Origin of the sequence: Paenibacillus sp. S02 (genome assembly GCF_019454065.1) — a bacterium.
Classification (GTDB): domain Bacteria; phylum Bacillota; class Bacilli; order Paenibacillales; family Paenibacillaceae; genus Paenibacillus; species Paenibacillus polymyxa_B.
Genome location: NZ_CP073682.1, coordinates 1,537,860 through 1,559,579 on the forward strand (window position 1 = coordinate 1,537,860; position 21,720 = coordinate 1,559,579).

Genomic DNA, 21,720 nt, shown 5'->3' on the forward strand with positions numbered 1-21,720 from the left:
AAAAGAGGTATTCCATGGCTATTTTGCCTTCTGGAATACCTTTTTTTTACTGGTTACATCCAAACAGTCTGTCAACTTGATATCGTTTGGATGATGAGCACTACATTCAAGATGATAATGACAGCGGTCACGATCCAGGTTAATACTTTTTGCCACATTTTATTTGCGAATTCACCCATAATCTTTTTGTCGCTGGTAAAGAGCAGTAATGGAATGATGGCAAAGGGAAGCTGGATGGACAGGATGACCTGGCTCAGCACAAGCAGTTCCTCCGCACCTTTTTCACCTGCGATTGCAGTGACGATGACCGCTGGAATGATCGCGATGAGGCGGGTCACTAGACGACGCAACCAAGGTGAAAGACGAAGATTCAAAAAACCCTCCATCACGATTTGTCCAGCTAAAGTGCCTGTTACGGTTGAATTTTGACCTGAGGCGAGTAACGCCACCCCAAATAGTATGCTCGCCAGTGTGGTTCCCAGTAGTGGCGAAAGCAGATAATAGGCATCACTAATTTCGGCTACATCTGTTCTTCCTGCCGTATGGAATACAGCAGCTGCCACGATCAAGATGGCGGCATTAATAAATAAAGCGAACATCAGCGCTATACTGGAATCCCAAGTTGCAAATGTAATAGCTTCCCGTTTACCTGCTGAAGTCTGCTCAAATTTGCGAGTTTGTACAATAGAAGAATGCAGATACAGGTTATGCGGCATTACAGTAGCGCCCATAATACCGATGGCAATATACAGCATGCTTGGATTCGTCAAAATTTGCGAGTCTGGTACAAAGCCGCCCAATACGCCGCCCCATTCCGGTTGTGCCAAAATGAGATTAATCCCAAAACAGCCGGCAATCGTCGCCATTAGCACAATGACGAGTGTTTCCAATGCCCGAAAACCTTTGTTTTGCAGCAGTAAAATAAGCATGACGTCAAATGCGGTAATGATGACTCCGTATAGTAACGGTAGACCAAACAGCAGCTTCAGCGCAATGGCTGAACCGATGACCTCGGCCAAATCCATGGCTGCAATGGCAATTTCGCACAAGAGCCATAAGCCGATCGCGACAGGACGACTGTAGGCATCACGGCACATTTGAGCCAAATCTTTACCTGTGGCAATGCCAAGCTTGCCGGATAAGGCTTGCAGCAGGATGGCCATCAGGTTGGAGATTAGAATGACACTAAGCAGCGTGTAGCCGAATTTTGATCCGCCAGCGATGTCAGTGGCCCAGTTGCCGGGGTCCATATAGCCGACTGCGACCATATAGCCGGGTCCAGCAAAGGCAAGAAACTTCCGAAACCAAGTCCCGTCTTTCGGGACGCTCAAGGAACGATTCACTTCCGACAGTGAAGCGATTTCCGCGAAGTTGCCCTTTGTATTTTTCATACGCTTCACCTTCTTTATTAATGTTGAAATATATTATTAGTGACATAACGATTGTGTTATCCCTATTGTACACCCACAATAGTTTTTGTCTAGTGCAACTTTTGTGTGGTCAAGCAAGTTAATCGTATTTTTGAAGCAATATAGCCATCGTATAAAGCTGAACAATAGAAAAACCAAGCTATATCGCTCTGAGGGGAGCAGCTTGGTCGTTTTGGATTTTTTTAAATTGTTGTCCATCTTCCGGGTGAACGCCGTTCCATATTTTATCAATTTCTTTGTAGTCATTCGGACTGAAACGATAAATAGCCCGGTGTAATCCTTTTTCTTCGAATTTACGCGTTTCAGAAAAGGCTTTATTCTCCAAGTTCGGAATCGGAAGCATTTTGCATATAGTGTAAACAAGGTGAGATGGAATTAAACGGTAAATAAATTAGTTAACTTCCATGTTATAAATGATTCATTTTGTGTAGTTTGTTTAAAGTACATACGAGAAGGTAATCATGTCTTAATATGACGATGGATTCATGCGAAATGCAAATAATATAGAGAAGGAGAGATTAAATCATGGAAGCATTATACACAGCATCAGCAACGGTACATGGTGGAAGAGACGGTTCAGTCGCTTCATCTGATGGGGTTTTGAAGCATAAGCTCAGTACGCCGAAGGAACTGGGTGGCGCAGGTGGAGAAGCTACGAATCCGGAGCAATTGTTTGCGGCAGGCTATGGTGCCTGCTATGAGAGCGCATTGGCTAATGTGGCCCGAAAGGCTAAGGTGAAGGTAGACAATGTTGAGGTCACCAGCCACGTATCTATCGGCAAGGACCCAAGCGATGGCGGCTTCCAGCTGGCGGTACGTCTGGATGTGAAAATCCCCGGTATTGAACGCTCACAGGCCGAAGATTTGGCACGCCAAGCGCATGATTTTTGTCCATACTCCAAAGCAACACGCGGTAACATTGATGTCGAGCTCAATGTCATTTGACTGCATTTCTATAACTTTTACACTCTGGCCGCCGATTTATCGGTGGCTTTTGCACATAGATCTTGATTCGCTGAGATTTGCGACCATTTGACATCATCGCCAAAATTCATTAAGATGGCTTAGGTGATTCTGGTCATCAGGTACGAAACAAATTTGAAAAATACGGGTGATATGATGTCTTACAGACCGAATATTGTTAATTTCACGCTGGCTGGCAGCAACGAAAAAGAAGGGCTTTATGAGTTTAAAATGAGTTTGGCCGATGGAACGGAGTGCCGCGTTTTTTCTCAACGTAATCCGGAGTGGACCTTGACGAATATTAGTCGACTGCTAACGACGCCTTGCCCGGTATGCCATAAGGATTTTATCTGCAAGTGTATGGATAAGTTCCATGAGGAGTTTTTAGAGCAAATTAATACAAAACAGCTGTTTGAGAAAGCATTGAGCTAGTTTTTCGAACAGGTAAAGACTATACATTTCTAAACAAGCGTCGGATACTTTCGGCGTTTTTTTGTTTATATTCATATGATTGTGTTGCTGGTATTCATGCCGTTGATTTCTCTGGAGGTGAGATGCATTTATGAACCAGTCTGATCATGCTCATTCAGATCATGCCATTGTGTTGGTGGATGGGGTATGCCACTTTTGTCAGGGAGCGGCCCGCTTTATTATCAAGCGTGACCCTAAGGGAACATTTCATTTTGGTTCCCTGCAATCTGAGGCAGGACAAGAACTATTACGTGCAGGAGGACTATCTACAGATCTGCTGGATACGTTCGTGCTGATTGAAGACGGTACGTATTATACAAGGTCAACCGCAGCTTTGCGAATTGCCAAACGTCTTCGTTTTCCATATCCGCTGGCCTATGTGTTCATCCTGGTTCCCCGCTTTGTGCGCAATGCAGTCTATAACTGGGTGGCGCGTAACCGATATCGTTGGTTTGGCAAGGATGAAGAGGATCAATGTCAGATCCCCCCACCAGAAATTAGACAACGTTTTTTTTAGTTTCTTTTTTAAGTTTCTTTATTGGAGCGATGTCTACGAATTAGTAAGATCACAGCGAGCACGATCAGTATCAGGCTCGTAACAGCTACATACACGATATGTCGTACATTGGGTACGTTAACAGACAATTTTAGCTCGTTAGATTCCAATGGAGCAATGTCCCAATACAGTGTTTTTCCGTCTTCCGACACACGGTCCGCATTATTGGTAGCAGGTTGGATGGGTAAGGATAGGCTGAAGTTAAGATCCAGCTGCCGCTCCAGTAATTTGCGCGCAAACACATTCATTTGCTCAAATTTGTCACTCAGTCCTTGAGCTTCTTCAGGGAGCATCCGTGGTAGATCGAGCTTCATGGTAAGATCAATATTCGTTGTGAAAAAATGTTGGCTCACAGCGCGCTTTATTTCTAATCCCTCAGGTAGATTTAATCCCTGACTGGGATTTTTTTTTGTGCTCCAATCTCCTTGATAATGTCCCTTGATTTGATATCCCTTTCTTCCCTGTTCAGCTAGCGGCTGTACATCTACATTGTTGCTTTGAATACGCTTGACTAATCGATCTAGCAGTCCGGGATTGTCCAACATCATCAGTGTCTGGTTGTTTACACTGAACGTTGCATCCATATCTACACTTTGATCGAGATGAACATCTACATGGATGTCACCTCGAGCACAGGAAGTTAGGGCAAGCAGACAGCACACCAGCATAAAAATGAGCAGTATTTTTCGTATCCGAACTTGCCGACGTTTGTTCCGATAAGGGCTGTATCCTGTTGGCTCCATGACCTGCACCTCTTTATATGTATTCTTTGGTTTAACGACTGGATATCTTCTATATATTACACATTGGGAGAACGAAAATCGAACGGTATAACGAAATACATAAGAATTATATTTTATAAAATGTTTCCCTAGGTAAAAACTTTAGTGTATACTCTAAAATATAGTATTGATAAAAAATAATTGAATCAAGGAAATAGTTTGTCCCAAAACGAAATTCAGAGGAGGATTTTAAAACATGAACAAGCAGTTTAAGAAGGCTTTGCCGCGATGGGTAACGACGGTTGGAGTGTTGTCTCTGGCTCTGGTTCTAGCGACTGCATGTACCGATGCTAAGAAGAAGGAGCAGGGAACTGCGAGAGAGGCGGGACAAAAAATAAAGGCTACGGCTACCATCGGTATGATCTCTGACATTGTCGGCAAGGTCGGCGGTGATCATGTGGAGGTCACGGGAATTATGAAGTCAGGCGTTGACCCGCATTTGTACAAGGCTTCTCAGGGAGATATGCGCAAGCTGGATCAGGCCGACGTTATTTTTTATAACGGGTTGCATCTGGAAGGAAAAATGCAGGACATTCTGGAGAAAATCAGCAAGCAAAAAACCGTCATACCCGTGTCCAAGAACATCGCACAGGATCAGTTGCGTGCAGGTAGCCCGGAAATGGGATCTGAGCATGATCCACATATCTGGTTTAACGTACAGAATTGGATGTCTGCGGTAGAAACCGTCAGAGATGAATTGTCGGCGCTAGACGCTGTTCATGCGGAGGAATATAAGGCCAACGCAGAAAGCTATCTTACTGAGCTGCGAGAGCTGGACGATTACACGAGAGAGCAGATTGCCAGTATACCGGAAGCCCAGCGCGTGCTTGTCACGGCACATGATGCTTTCGGCTATTTCGGAGATGCCTACCACATTCAAGTGAGAGGACTTCAAGGTATGAGCACAGAATCAGAAGCGGGTTCTCAAGATGTGACCAAGCTGCGAGATTATCTGGTCGAACATAAAATCAAGGCTATATTCGTAGAATCTAGTGTTCCGAGAAAGGCCATAGATGCGGTTATTCAGGGGGCCGCTCAGCAAGGTCATATAATTAAGGTTGGTGGCGAGCTGTATTCGGATGCCATGGGTGAAGAGGGCACAGAAGATGGAACGTATATTGGAATGGTCAAGCATAACGTCAATACGATTGTTAAAGCTCTTAAATAAGGAGGCAGAGATACATGGGGCATTCACCACTTGTCGTTCGTGATTTATCGGTAGCTTATCAAAAAAAGCCCGTTTTGTTCGATGTTTCCTTTGAAGTGCCGGAAGGCAAGCTGATTGGTATTATCGGTCCGAACGGGGCTGGGAAATCTACGCTGATTAAGGCAGCGCTTGGACTGATTCCAAAGCTTAGGGGCGAGGTGCTGGTCTACGGCAAGCCCTATAAGCAACAGCTACTCAAGGTTGGCTATGTACCACAGCGGGAGTCGGTGGATTGGGATTTTCCGACGAACGCATTGGATGTGGTTATGATGGGACGGTATGGCAGATTGGGCTGGTTTAAGCGTCCGGGAGCAGCAGATCGTCAGGCTGCGATGGAGAGTTTGGACAAGGTTGGAATGAGCAAATATGCAGACAGGCAGATTAGTCAATTGTCTGGCGGTCAGCAACAACGTGTTTTTTTAGCCAGAGCACTGGCGCAGGACGCTCAGCTTTATTTTATGGATGAACCGTTTGTCGGTGTGGACGCTGCAACAGAAAAAGCCATTATTTCATTGCTCAACGATCTGAAACAGCAGGGTAAAACCGTACTTGTCGTTCATCATGATTTATCTACAGTCACGGATTATTTTGATCAGGTTATGCTGTTGAACGGGCATCTTATGGCGTTTGGAGAAACGACAGATATTTTTACCGAGGAAAATCTACAGCGTACGTATGGCGGGCGTCTGAGTATACTCAAAACAGGCCCGGATTCCGGTACGATACTCGGAGTGAGGTGAGCAGTATGACAAGCTTGGCAGCGCTTTTGACCGACCCAAACATGCAGTGGATTTTGCTGGGATGCATTTTGCTCGGTTTAAGTAGCGGGGTTATTGGTAGTTTTATGTATTTGCGCAAGCAGTCGCTCATGGGAGATGCTTTGGCACATGCGGCTTTGCCGGGGGTATGTGTGGCTTTTATGATCACAGGTACAAAATCCGTGTTTGGATTTATGATTGGGGCCGCCATTGCAGGGATTGTTGCGACCTTTGCCATCAGTGCGTTAACCCGGTATTCGCGAATTAAAAGCGATTCAGCGATTGCAGCGGTGCTGTCCGTATTTTTTGGTTTCGGTATTATGTTGTTGACCGAAATCCAGCATAGTGGCGCAGGAAACCAAAGCGGTTTGGATAAATTTCTATTTGGTCAAGCTGCGGCAATGGTATTGTCTGATGTTTATACGATGGCGGTAATTTCGGTGGTACTCATCGGAATATGTATATTATTTTTCAAGGAATTTAAGCTGCTCAGCTTTGATCCCGGCTTTGCCCGCGGTCTTGGTTTTCCGGCAGGTTTGCTGGATAAGTTGTTGATGCTATTGATTGTCATTGCGGTGGTTGCTGGCATTCAGGCCGTGGGAGTCATTATGATGGCTGCTCTGCTGATTACCCCGGCCGTGTCGGCAAGATACTGGACAGAGAAGCTGGGTGTCATGGTATGCCTATCAGGCTTGTTTGGTGCTATAGCAGGCCTTGGTGGGACGGTCATTAGCTCTCTGGGACAAAATCTGCCTACAGGACCGTTATGCGTGTTGTGCGCGACTGTGGTGTTTGGAGTGAGCTTGATTTTTGCGCCGCAGCGCGGGATGATCTCCAAGGCTATCGTTCGGTTGAACGCCAGAAAAAATCTGGAGCAGGCAGTCGGTACACAGCCAAGGGAGGAGCGTGCCCTATGAGTTCATTTTATGTAATTTTGACGGGAATGTTAGTGGCAGGGGGATGTAGTATCGTTGGGTGCTTTCTCGTGCTCCGAAAAATGGCTATGATCGGTGATGCAATCAGTCATGCGGTACTGCCGGGGATTGTCATTGCCTTTCTCATCAGCGGATCGAGAGATTCGGTGTGGATGATGTTTGGTGCGGCAGTGTTGGGTCTTCTAACGGTGTACCTGATTCAGCTGTTCCAACAAAGCGGTCTGCAAAGTGATGCTGCCATTGGGGTAGTGTTTACGACATTGTTTGCTATCGGTGTTTTGCTGGTCAGCGTGTTTGCTTCGAATGTCCATCTGGATATGGATCACGTTTTATATGGGGAAATTGCTTATGTGCCGTGGAATACGTTAGAGATAGCCGGCTTCGATGTCGGTCCGAGGGCTGTGTGGATTACGGGCGCGATGTTTTTGATCAATTTGATCGTGATAGGGGGCTTTTTCAAGCAATTTAAAATTACTTCCTTCGATCCCGCCTTGGCAGCTTCATTAGGCATTCCAGTTGTTTTTTTTCATTATCTGCTGATGAGTCTCGTCTCACTAACGACGGTGGCGTCATTTGAGAGTGTGGGTGCAATTCTGGTGGTTGGCATGCTCGTTGTACCGCCTCTTACCGCTTATTTGCTGACGGAGAAGTTGTCCCGTATGATTGTATACAGCGTCGGATTTGGAGCCATCAGCTCGGTCGCAGGCTTTTACACAGCAAGTGTATTGGATGCTTCTATTGCGGCAAGTATGCTATGTATATCGGGTGTGTTGCTGCTTTTGGCTTTTCTCTTTTCCCCGTCTCACGGTGTGGTATGGCAAAAGTTATTTCAACAACGGGGGATCGTTGGCGAAGATAGCAAGTGATTGTAGGAAGTGATCCCATATGAGTTACCCAAAATAGCGTGCATTCAGGCATAAGAGACCTGAATGCACGTTTTTTGCGCTTATACTGCCCTGTGCGGCTTTTTTTGGGGCAAGCTTGATTGATCATCTTGAATTGATTGGGACACGGGAGTACATTCATTACAACCATATAAGAATGGACGGAACAAACAAGCACGTTGTGGGGAGGAACGAAAGTGGAGAGCTTCAAACGTAAATCACCAGAGGAAATACTGGATTCGATTAACAAACTGCATCGAGGCAGACTCAAAATATACATGGGTGCGGTCAGTGGCTCGGGCAAGACGTATCATATGCTGCAGGAGGGACAATCGCTGCAGCATGAAGGTATTGATGTTGTGATTTGTGCGGTCTCAACCATGCAGCGGCCTGTGACCGTGGAACAGGTCGGCACGCTGGAGCGAGTGCCTAGTATTCATTGGATAAAAGATGGTGAGGAGCAAAAGGATCTGAATGTGGAAGCTTTGGTGGCACGAAATCCCGAGGTGGTACTGGTGGATCATTTGGCACATCATAACCGGAAAGATGCCCCATTTCCAACACGGCTGGAGGATATTCGGTATTTGCTGGAGCAGGGAATTAGCGTCATTACGACGGTCAATGTTTATGAACTCGAAGGAATTACGGAGTGGGTATATCAGCTGACAGGCTTTGAAGCGGAATATACGGTTCCAGTTGATACACTGGAGCTGGCGGATGAAATTCGTCTGATTGATGCCACCCCGGAGATGATTTTGGAACGGTTGGCGAAAGGCTACATGCATACGCCCAATCCTGAGATGTTTCACCGGGGAAATCTGGGTAAATTGCGTGAGCTAGCCCTGCGATTGGTAGCAGAGGATGTGAACGATTCGCTGGAACGGCACCGGGAGGAGTTAGGCTTGCACGGGGCGTCAGGAGCCGCAGAGCGTATTTTGGTACCTGTCCAATATCATTGGAATGGGTCCATTTATGTACGTAGGGGGGAACAGGTCGCCAAGCGGTTGGGAGGAGATATGCTAGTAGTCTCCTTTGTCAGCTCGAAGCGCAAGCTGTCCAAGGAATCAGCAGCCTTCAAGCGTTCAATTGAGAAATTGGCTGACAAGATCGGATCAACATTTGAAGAAATCCCGCTTTTTTCCCGCAGAAGGTTGCCTCGTCAACTGATTCATTATGCGGTGACGCACAATGTTACCCGAATTGTTATGGGGCATTCTCGGCAGACTCCGTGGCAGGAGTTGATGAAAGGATCGCTTGTGAACGGGATTTTAAAACGAATGAAAAATATGGATTTGCTGCTGATTGCGGACCGGGCCGAGCAGGAGGGTGAGCGGATTTTGCCAACAATGAGACAGGAGGAGGGAGATAATGATCCGTATCATCGTTTGAGCGTTGAGGAAGCACAGGCTGAGGCAGCCAAAATCCTGCGGGGCAAGCTCAAGGTATACATTGGCGCTGCTCCGGGGGTCGGCAAAACATACACGATGCTGAGAGAGGGGAATGATCTGCTGGAGAGCGGAATCGATGTAGTTATCGGATTGCTGGAAACGCACGGAAGAGCAGAAACACTGGCCCAGGTAGGATCTCTGAAGATGATACCCCGTCAGTCCATCGAGCGGCATGGCGCACACTTGGAAGAAATGGACACGGAATCGATTCTCAGGCGTAATCCCGAGGTGGTGCTTATTGATGAGCTGGCACATACCAACGTGCCCGGAAGTCTGAGATCTAAGCGCTATGAGGATGTGCTTACCATTTTGGAACAAGGTATTTCTGTGATATCCACAATGAATGTACAGCATCTGGAGAGCTTGAATGATGCGGTAGAACAGATTACTGGCATACGAGTGAGAGAGACTGTTCCCGACCATATGATGCGTCTGGCCGATGAAGTACAGCTTGTTGATGTGGCTCCCAAATCGTTGCAGCAGCGTATGCGTGAGGGCAAAATATACGATCCTGCGAAGGTGGAACAGGCACTTAGCCACTTTTTTAAACTGGGCAATCTGATTGCGTTGCGTGAACTTGCTTTGCGGGAATTGGCAGATGACGTAGATGAGCGGCTGGAATCCTGGGATCGACACGAATCACTTCGGGGACCGTGGCGCAGGGAGGAAGTGATCTTCGTAGGCGTGACGCTAAGCGAAAATGCTGAAAGGTTGATTCGCCGCGGTTTTCGTATCGCCTTTCGTCTGAAGGCTGTGTGGATTGTGACTTATGCTCATGTTGGTGAGCGTATACCTGAGAGACTGAACCCTCGTCTGGAACAACTAAAGTTGCTGACCCACCGACTGGGGGGAACCTTTGAGATTCGGCTTGTTTCCAGCCGACGCGAAATTGCCGACATTTTGATTGCTCCAGTGGAAGGATATTCAGGTACGCAGCTCATCGTGGGGCAGTCTTCCCGAAGTAGCCGTTGGGGGAAGGCTGCGGTTGTGCCGAGGATTCTCCGTCAAGCACGTCATATGGATGTTCTAATTGTGGCGGATTATGATCCGGATATTAAACTTGAGGTAGATCATTAATTAGCCCAGTAAATTCATAAATAGTCATATGATGGTTACCGATGGTTCGCTGCTTCCATAGTATATTCTATCTCAAAGAAATGGAGGCGAATTAAAAATGTTTAAACATTGTCATTTGCGTAAGCCAAAAAAACGTATCTTTAAGAAGATCATTAAGGTGACTGTCATTAAGTTTAAACCTAAATTTAAACATGATCACCGGAAACATGAAGATTTTGATAAGAAATGTCATTGCCGGAAACGTCGCCATCATCGCCATCATCGCCATCATGACTGTCATCGTCGTCACCACAAATTCTACTAAGATGAAGATAGTAGGAGGCGGGGCTAGACTGCCCGCCTTCTCCTAGTACGAGGATTTTGGAAGATACTTGCACAAAAAATACTTGCTCTAATATAAGCGCTATGCTATTCTACCAGTAAATAGATTGCACGTGACGGAAGCACCGTTCACCAACCGTATGTATTTACGGATTGATGAACGGTGCTTTTTTGCGTTGTTGTGTTAGGGAAAGGGATGAGCGTTATGGTTCCAGTGAAAGTGGTATTGGCCGTAGAAGGCCGGGATTATATTGAGCCGCTGCTGAATTATATTCACGGAAGCGAGTACGCCAGAAGGCTGAGAATAACGGCTTTTTCGCAACCGGAGGCATTTCATCAATACATGATGGAAACCAGTGGAATGAAAAGACCGGATGTGGTGGTAGGTGAAGCGGCTTTTTTGAATCTATGGACAGACAGGGAAGCTGCTGATATTCCTTGTTTGGTATTACATGAGGGAGAACAAGTGAGCGAATATGGACAGCCTTTATTAAAATATCAGCCTTTATCTGAGCTGGTCGGTTTTATTTTGGAAACGGCTAGACAGAGGTCGAACGGTCGGAAAAGTGTAAACAGTCGGGAAGGTGGAATGATTATCGGCATGGTAGCAGCTTCCGGTGGACTAGGTAAGACAACGGCCGCACTCAATATGTCCAAACAGCTGGGGAATGAGGGGTATTCGGTATTCTATCTGAATCTGGAGACGGTGGATTCAAGCTCGTTGTTCACTGGTTCAGGCAGTGCTAGCGGAGCAGAAGGAGAAGGGTTGTCCAGGCTGCTCTATGATCTCAAGGCGGAGGGGAGTGAGGACACTCCATTATCCATGGCTTCCTATTGTATTCGTCGCCCTGAAATTCAGGCGGATACTTTTCAGCCTGTCTATAATCGCAAGGAGCTGACGGACATGACTTGTGATGAAGCGAAAGAGCTGATTCGAACGGTTGCCGAAAGTGGGCAGTATGATGTAGTGATCGTAGATGGCGATTCTGAAAAAGGTGATCGGGCTCAAGCCGTGCTTGAAGCTAGTCATAAGCTGATTTGGCTGCTGGCAGACGATTTAATGAGCATGCACAAGTGCGGATTATGGCTGGATGTTTTAGAAACCACGCAGCCTGAAGGGCTTGAAGACATGATATGCAAAACCAGCTTTGTGGTGAACCGCTATATGGGAACTATGATCAACTCATTACCTCGTGACTTCATGGAGCTAAACGGAGCGTTACCCTATATACCTTCATGGAAGCAGATGCAGCACCGTGAGCTACTGCTTAGTTCACCGATTTATCAGCGGGAAATTCGTCATCTGTGCCACGAGCTGCTGAATGTGGACAGTGTAACACATCCGCCCGCCGTTTGGTCTTAAAAGGGGCTGATGAACATGAATGAGGAACGGTTTAAGGCATTGCGAGCAGATATCCGAAACGGGCTGGACGTAACGTCTTCGGTAAAGGATACAGATCTGGTACGGCATATTGAAAATCGAATTTTACACGATGTAGAGCTGGCGGGCTTAACTTCCCGAGAGAAGCATGCACTTGTCCGCAAGATTTTTAACTCTTTCCGTGGGCTGGATGTACTCCAGCCATTGATTGACGATCCGACCGTTACGGAAATTATGATTAACAGTCACCGGGAAATCTTTGTGGAGCGGGCTGGTGAAGTGATGCAGGTACCTGATCAATTTGAGTCCCGCGAGCGGCTGGAGGATTTAATCCAGACGATTGTAGCCGGGGTGAACCGAATTGTGAATGAGGCTTCCCCCATTGTGGATGCCCGGTTAAAGGATGGGTCACGCGTAAATATTGTGCTGCCTCCAGTTGCTCTCAAGGGTCCGACGATGACAATACGGAAGTTTCCCGAGCGTCCTATGACGATGGATGACTTGATACAAATGGGTGCGCTTGATGCAGAAACCGCTGCTATGCTCAAGGACTTGGTACGTAGCAAGTACAACATTTTTATAAGCGGAGGAACGGGTTCTGGTAAAACAACTTTTCTGAATGCATTATCCCAGTTTATCCCGTCGTCTGAACGGATTATTACCATTGAAGACTCAGCAGAGCTGCAAATTGTGACGGTCCCTAATCTAGTTTCCATGGAAACACGGAATGCGAACACCGAGGGAAAGGGAGAAATCACAATTCGTGATCTGATTCGTTCCTCCCTGCGTATGCGGCCCAACCGCATTGTGGTGGGTGAGGTCCGGGGAAGTGAGGCATTGGATATGCTGCAAGCGATGAATACTGGCCATGATGGAAGCTTGTCAACTGGGCATGCGAATAATATCCGCGATATGGTCAGCCGGCTGGAAACGATGGTGCTCGGAGGAGCAGAGCTTCCGCTTGGAGTAGTACGGCAGCAGATCAGCTCAGCTATTGATATATTCGTTCATCTGTCACGGATGCGCGACAAATCTAGACGAGTGCTGGAAATTAGCGAAGTGATTGGCTTTGAAAATGGTGAGGTGACGCTTAACCCTCTTTATCGTTTTCAGGAACGAGGAGAAAGTAAGGGGCGAATCGTAGGAGATCTGGAACGTTGTGGCGAGGGTCTGAAACATACTTTGAAGCTGCAAATGGCCGGGATCAATCCGGAAAACTGGCACAGGGGAGGAGTATCAGCGTGAAGCCAGGAAAAATGACTGCCAAGCAAGTATCACGTGAGGTCCCTTCTCTGCCAGATTATACGGTATATACATTATCGACAGTACAAAAAAGTCTGTGCATATTCTTTAGTGGCGTGCTGTTCGCAATGATCGGCTATCTATTTTATCACCAATGGATATTATCGTTGCTGTGCGCTGCCGGGGCTGGGGTGACGCCTCGTTATTTTAGGCAATTTTTGCTGCAACGACGCAGGTCTGCTCTAAGCATCCAATTCAAGCAGGCTTTATATTCGCTCTCGTCTTCTCTTTCAGCGGGAAGGTCGGTGGAGAATGGTTTTCGTGAGGCTGTAGAGGATTTGAGATTGCTTAGTCCGGATGGAGATCACGACCTGATTTTTGAATTTAACATTATTACCGCCTGTCTCGAAATCGGACAGCCTGTAGAGGCTGCTTTGCAGGATTTGGCCCGTCGGGCGCAGATGGAGGATATTACGAATTTTGCGGACGTATTTGCGGCTTGCAAGCGAACCGGAGGTGATCTGGTGGAAGTCGTACGACGAGCTTCAAGTGTCATTGGTGAGAAGTTGGAAATTCAACAGGAGATCGGTGTAATGATTGCGCAGAAACGTTTTGAATCGAGGGTTATGTTTGCGGCGCCTTTTTTGTTTGTATTGTTTATGACGATGACAGCGGGTGATTACATGATGCCCTTATACAGCGGTACAGGTATGGTTTTATCAACCTTTTGTTTATTGGTGCTTGGTGGGTGTCTTGTGTGGATCAACCACATTATGAAGATTGAAGTGTAAGGAGAGATGGGTGTGGTGATGTTGGTTTGTCTGGTCATGCTGGTTCTGCAAGTGGGAGGCTGGGTGGTGCTGAACCAGATGCACGGTGCTAAGTATGCGCATTTTCGCCATATGAAGCTGGAGGGACTGCGGCTGCAAAGACTTTCAGTCCCATTTGTACACATGATTCATGCTTTACGTGCTACTCACAGGCTGCCTTTGCTAATGTTCAAGCTCCAGCGTTCGGTGCAGAAGCTGTATGGTATGCGCAACAGCGGAGAAAAAACGATGCTTTTTCTGGCAGAAATGTTGGGTTACGGATATATAATGGCTGCTGGTGGAGCTTTAATATCGCTTATGCTGGGCGGGGATGCGACCGGGCTGGTGCTCGGATTGGGACTTGGTATTCTGGTACCCATCGCGCTGATCAAGGATTTACATGGGAAAGTACAGAAGCGGGATCAGCAAATTTTAATGGAATTGCCTGAACTGTTGAGTAAAATGATGCTTTTAGTAGGTGCAGGTGAGACGGTACAACGGGCATTGCTACATTGCGTGGAACGTAAAGGGGCGGATACGGAACATCCGTTGTATCGAGAACTGAGGCAGACGGTGGCGGAATGGGAAAGCGGCTTTTCCTTTCAACAGGCATTTGAGCACCTGAGCAAACGTTGTGGTATTCAGGAAATGACAGTATTTACGACGACAGTTTTGTTGAATATGAGGCGCGGCGGGAGCGATTTCGTGATGGCTTTACGTGAGTTATCCCAGACGTTATGGGGCAAGCGGACTTCAATTAGCCGCACAAGAGGGGAGCAGGCTTCATCTAAGCTAGTATTCCCGATGGCGCTGATTTTGCTAACGGTAATTGTGCTGGTGGGCGCTCCGGCTTTAATGATGATGAATATGTAGGAGGAATACAATGATGACATTAGTAACAGGCAGTATTCGTAAGTTGTACAAGGATGAGGATGGTCTGGGTACGTTAGAAATGATCCTGATCATTGCCATTCTGATTGCGGTGGCAATTATTTTTAAGGATCAGATCAAGAAAATTGTAGAAGGGCTTTTGAAAAAGGCGGATAAAAAAAGTAACGATTTTATGGATTCATAATGCTGCGCAAATTGGCACAAAAAGAGGACGGGAGCTTCTCCTTGGAAGCTTCCCTCGTCTTTCCCATTCTACTGCTGGTCATTTTTGTGATGTTATTTTTTTGCCTGTACATATATCAAAAATCTATATTGGTGCAGGTCGCTGCTACTGCTTCGGAAAGGGCCGCTTACAGTTGGGATAACAGCTTCAAGGACCCACGTACGGGAGCATTTACACAAGGGCAACGGGATTCTCTCTATTGGCGCCTGAAGGATGATGGTATGCTGGGAGCCCTGTTTGGCTGGACCGGAGCCAACAATCAGGAAAGTGTACAGGTGCCGGGCGGCAATGGGGGAGGCTCGTTACCTGCTCAGAAGCTGTCCAATGCAGAAAATAGAATGCCTGCGGGCATGCAGGGGCAGATGACATATGAGAACAGTATGATTCACCGTAAGGTGACCACAAAGTTAAATAAGATAGTGAAGGTACCTTTGTTGAATCAGTTTTTAGATCAGACAGATTTGCAAGGGGAAATGAGCTCTGGCGTGGTCGAACCTGTGGAATGGATTCGTACGGTGGAGTTGGTCCGTTATTATGGTGCGAAGTTTATGGGCAGAGGATCAGGTGAAAAGGTAGATTCGGCAGTTGTAGGGAAAGTACTGATGCAATATGGTCAAAACGGTCAGTGAGAAGTAAGTAACGGGAATGTAACTGGAAAGGAGGAAGCAGGTGTTTGGTAAGGGACACAATACAAAGGACGGGGAATCAGGTGCTGTCACGGTCTTTTTAATTCTGATTCTGGCGGTCATGTTCGGTTTTATTGCTGTATTTATTGATTACGCGAGAATTGCTGCATTGCATGTGCAGACCGAACGGCTGACCCATGCGGCGGTTCGTTCAGTGATGTCTGCTTATGATCCGACATTACAACAGGAGTACGGTTTGTTTGCTTATGGCGAAGGCGGCGGAGAACAAATTATGGTCAAAGTGCTGAATGACAGCGCGCGGCGTACGGCACGCGCGGATTCACTCCCGCTGATGAATACGAAGCTGGATTCAAGTTCCCTGCAAATGGAAAGAGAGCTTGGTAAATATGCCATATTTAACGAACAGATCCGTGAAGAGATGAAGTATAAAGCACCTGTCGATTTTACGTTTGAAGTGCTCGAAAAGCTAAAGCCGCTCTCTCAAAATATGAAAGAGGCTTCTCATACGGTAGATTTGCTGAAAAGGCTGCAAAAGCTGTACGACAGACGAGAGGCCAAACTGGATGACATGCTGGAGAAGCAGCGTAAGGCAGGAGCTTATATGGAAGAGGTTCGCAAGCGGATTATTAAACAGAGGGGCACCTATATGCCCAATCAGTATATATGGGACCCGCTTGAGGTTGTAGCCGATATTGCCGCTCAATATAAGCATTACGTACATGTATATGAAGACAATAAGAAGAGTGTGGACGACGTTAAAATCATGCAGATGGAAAAATATGCACGTAGAGCGAGGGCAGCGCTTGATCGCCTGCGTCAGATCATGGTTCAGGCTGGAGAAGAACATGATAAGCTGCTTCTGGAAGCCAAGGAACCGTTAAATGAGGCCCGACAGATTAATGAAGAGATGCGCAAAGTCATTGCCCAATATAAGCAGAGGGCGGCCAATGCAGGCTATGATGAGGTTTCAGCAGCCCCTACTCCAAGCGGAGCAGGCTCCAACGCAGATCCGTCGGTAGGAAGCGCACGGCAAAAAGCAGAGGATTTGTTGATTCCAGACAAGGAATTTGAGCAATGGGAAGCAGAAATCGAAAAGCAACGGACTTCTATAAATACTGCTAACAATAGAATAACGAGCATGATGCGTACCTTATCTTTTTATACAGATCCATTTTTGAATGCAGACATGCTCAAGCAAGAAGTCGCATCAACGCTCAAAGAGATAGATAAATACTTGAATGCGTATGCTTGGGCGGGACCTGCCAATGTACTCGACGGTGAAGCCAAAATGATGGATACGCGACGTGGACCGGACAAAGAACGCAAGAAAATGGAAAAAGAGGCCAAAAACAAGCTCAAACAAGCCTATCGGATCATTGAGGTTCTTTCCAAAGGTAAACAAAGTGCAGAAAAATTCCAAAATCTGGAGCGGTATTACAATGAAAGTATTTCATTTAACCAGTCTACATCCAGTCCATCTGTATCCGCTGATTTGCCCTATGACACCTATGATGCAGCGGGAGCTTCCATGGATAGTATGGATGGTCTATACGGGTCGGCATCCAATTTACTGACTCAACTGGGAGACGAGTTTTACCAGAATGAATACGCACTTTCTTACTTCCATCATGTGGATTTTAGTCGTTTTGGCAGCTTGGCCGGGTCGGGTGGAAATGTGGGAAATGCTGCACAGATTTTGGGAGATCAGCTGGAGGTGAATAATCAGGAAGTTGAGTACATCCTGTATGGCTTCCATAATCCGACGGGTAATCTGGCATCCGCCTATGGAGAAATTTTCGCTATGAGACTTGCCATTCGAACAATGGAGGGATTGGTTAAAAACAGCTCAAAAGGTAATCCGCTGGTCGTTTTGGCGGCAGCTTTGTTATATGGAGTAGAAAAAGCGATAGAAGATATGATTATGCTGGCACAAAAGGGGGACGTGCCATTGTCTGATTTTCTGAAATTTCGTATGACATACAAGGATCATTTGCGGTTGTTCCTGATGCTCCATAGCAATAATGAACGAAAAATGTCCCGTATGCTTGCTCTGATCCGCCTGAATACAGATGTCAATCCTGCTGAGCGGCAAACGTATGCAACGGGTGAGGTCAAGAATGGGATGAGGCTGTGGTTTCTACCTGGGGTAATGAAGATGCTCGGGACCGCCTCAAAAGAAGGCGAGAGTATTAAGGGAAGTGTGTACTATGTCACGAAAACAGCGCATTTTTCCTATTAATCGGTGTTTACGGAAAGTTTGTGGGCAGAAGCAATGTGAACAAGGAAGTATTGTTTTAGAAGCGTCACTGGTGTTGCCAATGTTTCTGTTTTTTATTATTTTTCTCATTTATATGGTTCAGATGACGCTGGTATCCACGGCCTTGCAGACCACCGCTTCAGAAGCGGTTAAGCAGGTTTCGGCTAAAATCTACCCGGTGTCTCTAGCTGTGGAGGCGGCGTCCGCGAAAATAGATGCAGTCCGTGAACCGCTGGATGAACTGCCCAAGTTATCTGTGAGTGAATATGCAAGCCAATTCGCTGCCCAGTTGCCACCTCCAATTGGTGATTGGGTAGAAAGCGCTGTTCAGGGCGGTCAAAAGCCGATGGAGGAGCTGCGGGGGCGATTTACGGAAGCTGCACTCGATCCTGTTCTGAAGCCGATGCTAAAGCCTTTTATGGAGGAAAGTATTCTGGAGTATGACCGTATTCATATAACGAGCGTACATGTACCTGCTCTTACAGGAACTAAGGACCCTTATTTTAGAGTAGAGCTATCGTATGAACTGCCGATGAAGGTCCCCTTTCTGTATCGCAGCATTGTGCTTCAAGCGGCAGCAGAGGAACGTCTCTGGATTGGGAACACAGGGGAGGGGACAGGTACAGGAGAGGCAACAGAGGATAAGGATGCGCAGCATCCCATACAGTTGCTCGTCAAGCCTGAACCTGCTGTGAAGGGTGTGTACAATTTGATCAAGGCCAAGGTTGAGCCTGGGACGACTGCTAATCTTTCTGTACTTTATAAGTCGGGTCAAAGCACGGCCCAGCATTTGGGCTGGACCTCTGCCAATGCGGACGGGATTATTGAATGGAACTGGTTTGTGGGAACGAACACAACACCTGGTCAATGGAGCTTTGTGATTGAAACGGAGGACGGTCAACGTATAGAAGTTCCGTTTACCGTGGAAAAGCCAGCTGATGGCTAGATAGGATCGACTCGACATAGACGGATAGGAATAACTACGATGGATAGTGATCTGGTAGTCTGCTAGTTCTATTTTATAAAGGGGGAAGATCGCATTGACGTGGATGTATATTGTATGCGGAGTTCTGCTCGCGATTGCGTTAGTTACGGATTTACGTAGCATGAAAATCCCTAATAAGCTTACATTGCCCGGCATAGTGGTAGGCTTGGTGTTCAATACTCTGTTTGGAGGGTGGCACGGTTTTTTATTTGCTGTTGCTGGACTGGGTACCGGATTTGGGTTCATGCTGATTTTGTACTGGATGGGAGCTGTTGGTGCAGGAGATGTAAAGCTGTTCGGCTTGATTGGAGCATGGACAGGTGCTGCTTTTGCATGGCAGTCAGCTTTATATTCGATTTTTTTTGCAGGTATTATTGGCATAGGGATTTTGCTATGGAAGAGGGAAGCCATCATGAGACTGCGGCGCGTGGCTTTTAATTTAGGAGGATTTTTTCTATTTCGCAGCGGCAAAGCGCTGACCAGTGGAAATGAAGCGCACCTCAGGTTTCCTTTTATGACCGCAGTCATTCCGGGAGCGATCAGTGCTTATCTTTACTTCTTGCCATGACATGTCCGCTGGGGGAGATCATACTACCTCACGGAGATAGGAAATTGTTAAGGAGGTCATTAATTGTTTGGTTTAAGCAGGGATTTTGCCCGGAACGGCGGGACATTTATGATTCTAAACAAGGAAGACGGGCTCAAGACCGATGATTTAAATTCCGTACAGACCGGCATGATGACTGGTAATCGGATTCCCGGTCTGCTGGAACTTAGAATAAAGGAAGTCGATTTTCAGATTGAGTTACATTACGACATTTCGGGGCAACGCATGCTTTCCCAGTTATGGAAAGGTGGGGGTGTGTCGACTTCGGATTTCTACCGGATTCTTTTTGAAGTGGCAGATGCCCTCCATCGCAGCCCGCAATATATGTTAGATATCCGCCAGTTTATTTTGCACGAGGATTATATTTTTCTAAGTGGTTCAGGTACAAGGGAAACCGCCAGTTTAACCTATGTTCCTTTACGCAGTGTACAGTATGCAGGGCAAACAGGCAGTCAATTTAAGCAGATGGTTATTCGTTTAATGACTCGTGTAGCCCACTTTCAGGGAGAATATATACAACGCATTCTCGATCTGTGTGATAGAAATGAATTTGAATTGGGATTGCTAAAGGAACTGCTATTGCAAGGAATGAAGGCTGGTACAGAGAGTGCTAGCGTGCAGGGAGAAAGTATGGAAGGGCGAGCCTTTTCATCAGCCGACCCTATCATATCTGCTCATACTTCTCATACCTCACAGGGGAATTATACTGATCGTGGCGGAACATACGGGCAGGAGCATCGGGAGACTCTGCAGGAGATTCAGGAGCTTAAACGGATCAATCGGCTCAAACCGTCCGTGAAACCAGAGGAGAATTCTGAGCTTGTAACAGAAAACGAAGTAGAAGATGTGGAGCCTGGATTGCAAAAATATAAAACCTACATTACTCTCGGATGTCTGCTCGCTTCGGCCATCGTGTGGCGTTATATTTATCTGGATCATCCAGAGACGGTACCGTTGATCATTTCCGTGGTGCTTACCTTGGTACTTGCCGCTGTTGCTTATATAAGCTGGACGGGGAAATGGGAACGTAATCGAGCTTCATCTCATATGTACAGCGATTCAGTACCTGTATTGGATTCGGAATGGTTAGGAACTACTTCTTCCCCAGCACATCGCAAAAATGATCGTTATCAGGTAGATAAGCTGACCGGATTTGTAGCGGGACGTCATCATCAAGACAAGCAATCTTCCGATTCGAGTGATCAAGGGCAGGAGAGCTGGAGATGGACTTTTCCAAACTCAGAATCTAAAAGCGTGGGAAACCGAGTTACGGAAGATAGGGAGAAAACTTCAGCAAATTTTGACTTACACGAGCCATCGTGGAAAGGTGCGGAACGGGGAAATGAATTGGAAGCTAGTGATACCAGTGAGGCTTATTATAAGTCTCTCTCCGGGGTAACGGAGCTGATAAATGCTGTATCTAAGCAGGAAACGATGCTGCTTCGTCCAGATCAAGAGATACAGATTTCATCTGTTCAGCAATCACCGATTGCTTGCCTGGATCGCAAGCCACCAGGTAGTGGAGGGACAGAGCGCATCCGGTTGCAGCCAGACCAATTCGTTGCAGGCAGCTTTATCATCGGGAGAGATCCGCAATTGGTCCAGTTTGTGGAGCATACGGATGGAGCTTCCCGTTCTCATATTGAGCTTTGCATAGTTACAGGAGAACATAGCCACATTGTTAAGGATTTATCCTCGACGAACGGAACTGTTCTGAATGGAGAGCCTATGGTGCCTTATAAGGAGTACACAATGAAGGATGGAGACACTTTTAAAATCGCCGGAGTCTCTTATACTTATCGGTTGGACTCTTTTAAATCCTCCAATGCATCATAAATGAAGGTTA

22 protein-coding genes are annotated in these 21,720 nt (G+C 46.7%); 19 read left to right on the forward strand and 3 right to left on the reverse strand.

Features of this window, described 5'->3' with window-relative positions:
- Positions 1 to 71 precede the first annotated feature (71 nt).
- Together KAI36_RS06660 and KAI36_RS06665 are read right to left on the reverse strand one after the other, a co-directional pair.
- A complete protein-coding gene (locus KAI36_RS06660) occupies positions 72 to 1,391 on the reverse strand; it encodes an Nramp family divalent metal transporter (protein ID WP_220027314.1) in 1,320 nt (439 codons plus the stop codon).
- A 178-nt stretch (positions 1,392 to 1,569) separates the two neighbouring features.
- The gene (locus tag KAI36_RS06665; protein WP_258382263.1) at positions 1,570 to 1,755 is read right to left on the reverse strand and encodes a manganese catalase family protein; all 186 of its coding nucleotides are present in this window, start codon (positions 1,753 to 1,755) and stop codon (positions 1,570 to 1,572) included.
- Between the two features lie 200 nt (positions 1,756 to 1,955).
- Here KAI36_RS06665 and KAI36_RS06670 point away from each other — a divergent pair, with 200 nt between their 5' ends.
- The 3 genes from KAI36_RS06670 (at position 1,956) to KAI36_RS06680 (ending at position 3,381) form a co-directional block, all read left to right on the forward strand.
- Positions 1,956 to 2,375: an organic hydroperoxide resistance protein gene (locus tag KAI36_RS06670; protein WP_134910699.1), complete on the forward strand. Its 420-nt coding sequence runs from the start codon at positions 1,956 to 1,958 to the stop codon at positions 2,373 to 2,375.
- A 123-nt stretch (positions 2,376 to 2,498) separates the two neighbouring features.
- Positions 2,499 to 2,825, forward strand: a complete 327-nt coding sequence (locus KAI36_RS06675) for a hypothetical protein (RefSeq protein ID WP_025722703.1) — start codon at positions 2,499 to 2,501, stop codon at positions 2,823 to 2,825.
- A 130-nt stretch (positions 2,826 to 2,955) separates the two neighbouring features.
- The gene (locus KAI36_RS06680) at positions 2,956 to 3,381 is read left to right on the forward strand and encodes a thiol-disulfide oxidoreductase DCC family protein (RefSeq protein WP_220027316.1); all 426 of its coding nucleotides are present in this window, start codon (positions 2,956 to 2,958) and stop codon (positions 3,379 to 3,381) included.
- An 8-nt stretch (positions 3,382 to 3,389) separates the two neighbouring features.
- Here KAI36_RS06680 and KAI36_RS06685 read toward each other — a convergent pair whose 3' ends face one another.
- Positions 3,390 to 4,163, reverse strand: a complete 774-nt coding sequence (locus tag KAI36_RS06685) for a DUF3153 domain-containing protein (RefSeq protein ID WP_220027317.1) — start codon at positions 4,161 to 4,163, stop codon at positions 3,390 to 3,392.
- A gap of 235 nt (positions 4,164 to 4,398) precedes the next feature.
- Between KAI36_RS06685 and KAI36_RS06690 the strand changes: the two genes are divergently transcribed.
- The 16 genes from KAI36_RS06690 to KAI36_RS06765 all read left to right on the forward strand — a co-directional run bounded on the left by KAI36_RS06690 (position 4,399) and on the right by KAI36_RS06765 (position 21,710).
- The gene (locus KAI36_RS06690; RefSeq protein ID WP_220027318.1) at positions 4,399 to 5,370 is read left to right on the forward strand and encodes a metal ABC transporter solute-binding protein, Zn/Mn family; all 972 of its coding nucleotides are present in this window, start codon (positions 4,399 to 4,401) and stop codon (positions 5,368 to 5,370) included.
- A gap of 14 nt (positions 5,371 to 5,384) precedes the next feature.
- Positions 5,385 to 6,149, forward strand: a complete 765-nt coding sequence (locus KAI36_RS06695; RefSeq protein ID WP_023987614.1) for a metal ABC transporter ATP-binding protein — start codon at positions 5,385 to 5,387, stop codon at positions 6,147 to 6,149.
- 5 nt (positions 6,150 to 6,154) lie between these two features.
- A complete protein-coding gene (locus tag KAI36_RS06700) occupies positions 6,155 to 7,084 on the forward strand; it encodes a metal ABC transporter permease (RefSeq protein WP_220027319.1) in 930 nt (309 codons plus the stop codon).
- Complete coding sequence (locus KAI36_RS06705) at positions 7,081 to 7,968, forward strand: metal ABC transporter permease (protein ID WP_220027320.1); 888 nt, start codon at positions 7,081 to 7,083, stop codon at positions 7,966 to 7,968. The genes KAI36_RS06700 and KAI36_RS06705 overlap by 4 nt, the downstream gene beginning before the upstream one ends.
- Before the next feature lie 215 nt (positions 7,969 to 8,183).
- On the forward strand, positions 8,184 to 10,511 hold the full coding sequence (locus KAI36_RS06710) for a histidine kinase (protein WP_220027321.1): 2,328 nt from the start codon (positions 8,184 to 8,186) through the stop codon (positions 10,509 to 10,511).
- 191 nt (positions 10,512 to 10,702) lie between these two features.
- Complete coding sequence (locus KAI36_RS06715) at positions 10,703 to 10,861, forward strand: hypothetical protein (protein WP_179085429.1); 159 nt, start codon at positions 10,703 to 10,705, stop codon at positions 10,859 to 10,861.
- A gap of 176 nt (positions 10,862 to 11,037) precedes the next feature.
- Positions 11,038 to 12,195, forward strand: coding sequence for a P-loop NTPase family protein (locus KAI36_RS06720; protein ID WP_025722696.1), 1,158 nt, complete (start codon positions 11,038 to 11,040; stop codon positions 12,193 to 12,195).
- Between the two features lie 15 nt (positions 12,196 to 12,210).
- Positions 12,211 to 13,458 carry a TadA family conjugal transfer-associated ATPase gene (locus tag KAI36_RS06725; RefSeq protein ID WP_220027322.1) on the forward strand — a complete coding sequence of 416 codons (1,248 nt, stop codon included), beginning with the start codon at positions 12,211 to 12,213 and terminating at the stop codon, positions 13,456 to 13,458.
- A gap of 11 nt (positions 13,459 to 13,469) precedes the next feature.
- Positions 13,470 to 14,246, forward strand: coding sequence for a type II secretion system F family protein (locus KAI36_RS06730; RefSeq protein ID WP_375162982.1), 777 nt, complete (start codon positions 13,470 to 13,472; stop codon positions 14,244 to 14,246).
- Positions 14,247 to 14,252: 6 nt separating this feature from the next.
- Positions 14,253 to 15,137 (forward strand): type II secretion system F family protein, encoded by an 885-nt coding sequence (locus KAI36_RS06735; RefSeq protein WP_220027324.1) that lies wholly within the window; start codon positions 14,253 to 14,255, stop codon positions 15,135 to 15,137.
- 10 nt (positions 15,138 to 15,147) lie between these two features.
- Positions 15,148 to 15,339, forward strand: coding sequence for a Flp1 family type IVb pilin (locus tag KAI36_RS06740; RefSeq protein WP_013309278.1), 192 nt, complete (start codon positions 15,148 to 15,150; stop codon positions 15,337 to 15,339).
- Complete coding sequence (locus KAI36_RS06745; protein ID WP_220027325.1) at positions 15,339 to 16,007, forward strand: TadE family protein; 669 nt, start codon at positions 15,339 to 15,341, stop codon at positions 16,005 to 16,007. Before KAI36_RS06740 ends, KAI36_RS06745 begins: the two co-directional genes overlap by 1 nt.
- A gap of 40 nt (positions 16,008 to 16,047) precedes the next feature.
- Positions 16,048 to 18,264 carry a DUF5702 domain-containing protein gene (locus KAI36_RS06750; RefSeq protein ID WP_220027326.1) on the forward strand — a complete coding sequence of 739 codons (2,217 nt, stop codon included), beginning with the start codon at positions 16,048 to 16,050 and terminating at the stop codon, positions 18,262 to 18,264.
- Complete coding sequence (locus tag KAI36_RS06755) at positions 18,233 to 19,228, forward strand: TadE/TadG family type IV pilus assembly protein (RefSeq protein WP_220027327.1); 996 nt, start codon at positions 18,233 to 18,235, stop codon at positions 19,226 to 19,228. Before KAI36_RS06750 ends, KAI36_RS06755 begins: the two co-directional genes overlap by 32 nt.
- Positions 19,229 to 19,322: 94 nt before the next feature.
- The gene (locus tag KAI36_RS06760) at positions 19,323 to 19,835 is read left to right on the forward strand and encodes an A24 family peptidase (RefSeq protein ID WP_220027328.1); all 513 of its coding nucleotides are present in this window, start codon (positions 19,323 to 19,325) and stop codon (positions 19,833 to 19,835) included.
- A gap of 63 nt (positions 19,836 to 19,898) precedes the next feature.
- Entirely contained in the window at positions 19,899 to 21,710 is a 1,812-nt protein-coding gene (locus KAI36_RS06765; RefSeq protein WP_220027329.1) for a DUF6382 domain-containing protein, read from the forward strand.
- Positions 21,711 to 21,720 lie beyond the last annotated feature (10 nt).

Coding starts and splice junctions, on each gene's coding strand:
- KAI36_RS06755 (WP_220027327.1), top strand. CDS start 18,233: ATGTCACGAAAACAGCGCATTTTTCCTATTAATCGGTGTTTACGGAAA.
- KAI36_RS06740 (WP_013309278.1), top strand. CDS start 15,148: ATGATGACATTAGTAACAGGCAGTATTCGTAAGTTGTACAAGGATGAG.
- KAI36_RS06695 (WP_023987614.1), top strand. CDS start 5,385: ATGGGGCATTCACCACTTGTCGTTCGTGATTTATCGGTAGCTTATCAA.
- KAI36_RS06705 (WP_220027320.1), top strand. CDS start 7,081: ATGAGTTCATTTTATGTAATTTTGACGGGAATGTTAGTGGCAGGGGGA.
- KAI36_RS06660 (WP_220027314.1), bottom strand. CDS start 1,391: ATGAAAAATACAAAGGGCAACTTCGCGGAAATCGCTTCACTGTCGGAA.
- KAI36_RS06700 (WP_220027319.1), top strand. CDS start 6,155: ATGACAAGCTTGGCAGCGCTTTTGACCGACCCAAACATGCAGTGGATT.
- KAI36_RS06730 (WP_375162982.1), top strand. CDS start 13,470: ATGACTGCCAAGCAAGTATCACGTGAGGTCCCTTCTCTGCCAGATTAT.
- KAI36_RS06685 (WP_220027317.1), bottom strand. CDS start 4,163: ATGGAGCCAACAGGATACAGCCCTTATCGGAACAAACGTCGGCAAGTT.
- KAI36_RS06745 (WP_220027325.1), top strand. CDS start 15,339: ATGCTGCGCAAATTGGCACAAAAAGAGGACGGGAGCTTCTCCTTGGAA.
- KAI36_RS06680 (WP_220027316.1), top strand. CDS start 2,956: ATGAACCAGTCTGATCATGCTCATTCAGATCATGCCATTGTGTTGGTG.
- KAI36_RS06670 (WP_134910699.1), top strand. CDS start 1,956: ATGGAAGCATTATACACAGCATCAGCAACGGTACATGGTGGAAGAGAC.
- KAI36_RS06725 (WP_220027322.1), top strand. CDS start 12,211: ATGAATGAGGAACGGTTTAAGGCATTGCGAGCAGATATCCGAAACGGG.
- KAI36_RS06715 (WP_179085429.1), top strand. CDS start 10,703: ATGATCACCGGAAACATGAAGATTTTGATAAGAAATGTCATTGCCGGA.
- KAI36_RS06735 (WP_220027324.1), top strand. CDS start 14,253: ATGGGTGTGGTGATGTTGGTTTGTCTGGTCATGCTGGTTCTGCAAGTG.
- KAI36_RS06690 (WP_220027318.1), top strand. CDS start 4,399: ATGAACAAGCAGTTTAAGAAGGCTTTGCCGCGATGGGTAACGACGGTT.
- KAI36_RS06720 (WP_025722696.1), top strand. CDS start 11,038: ATGGTTCCAGTGAAAGTGGTATTGGCCGTAGAAGGCCGGGATTATATT.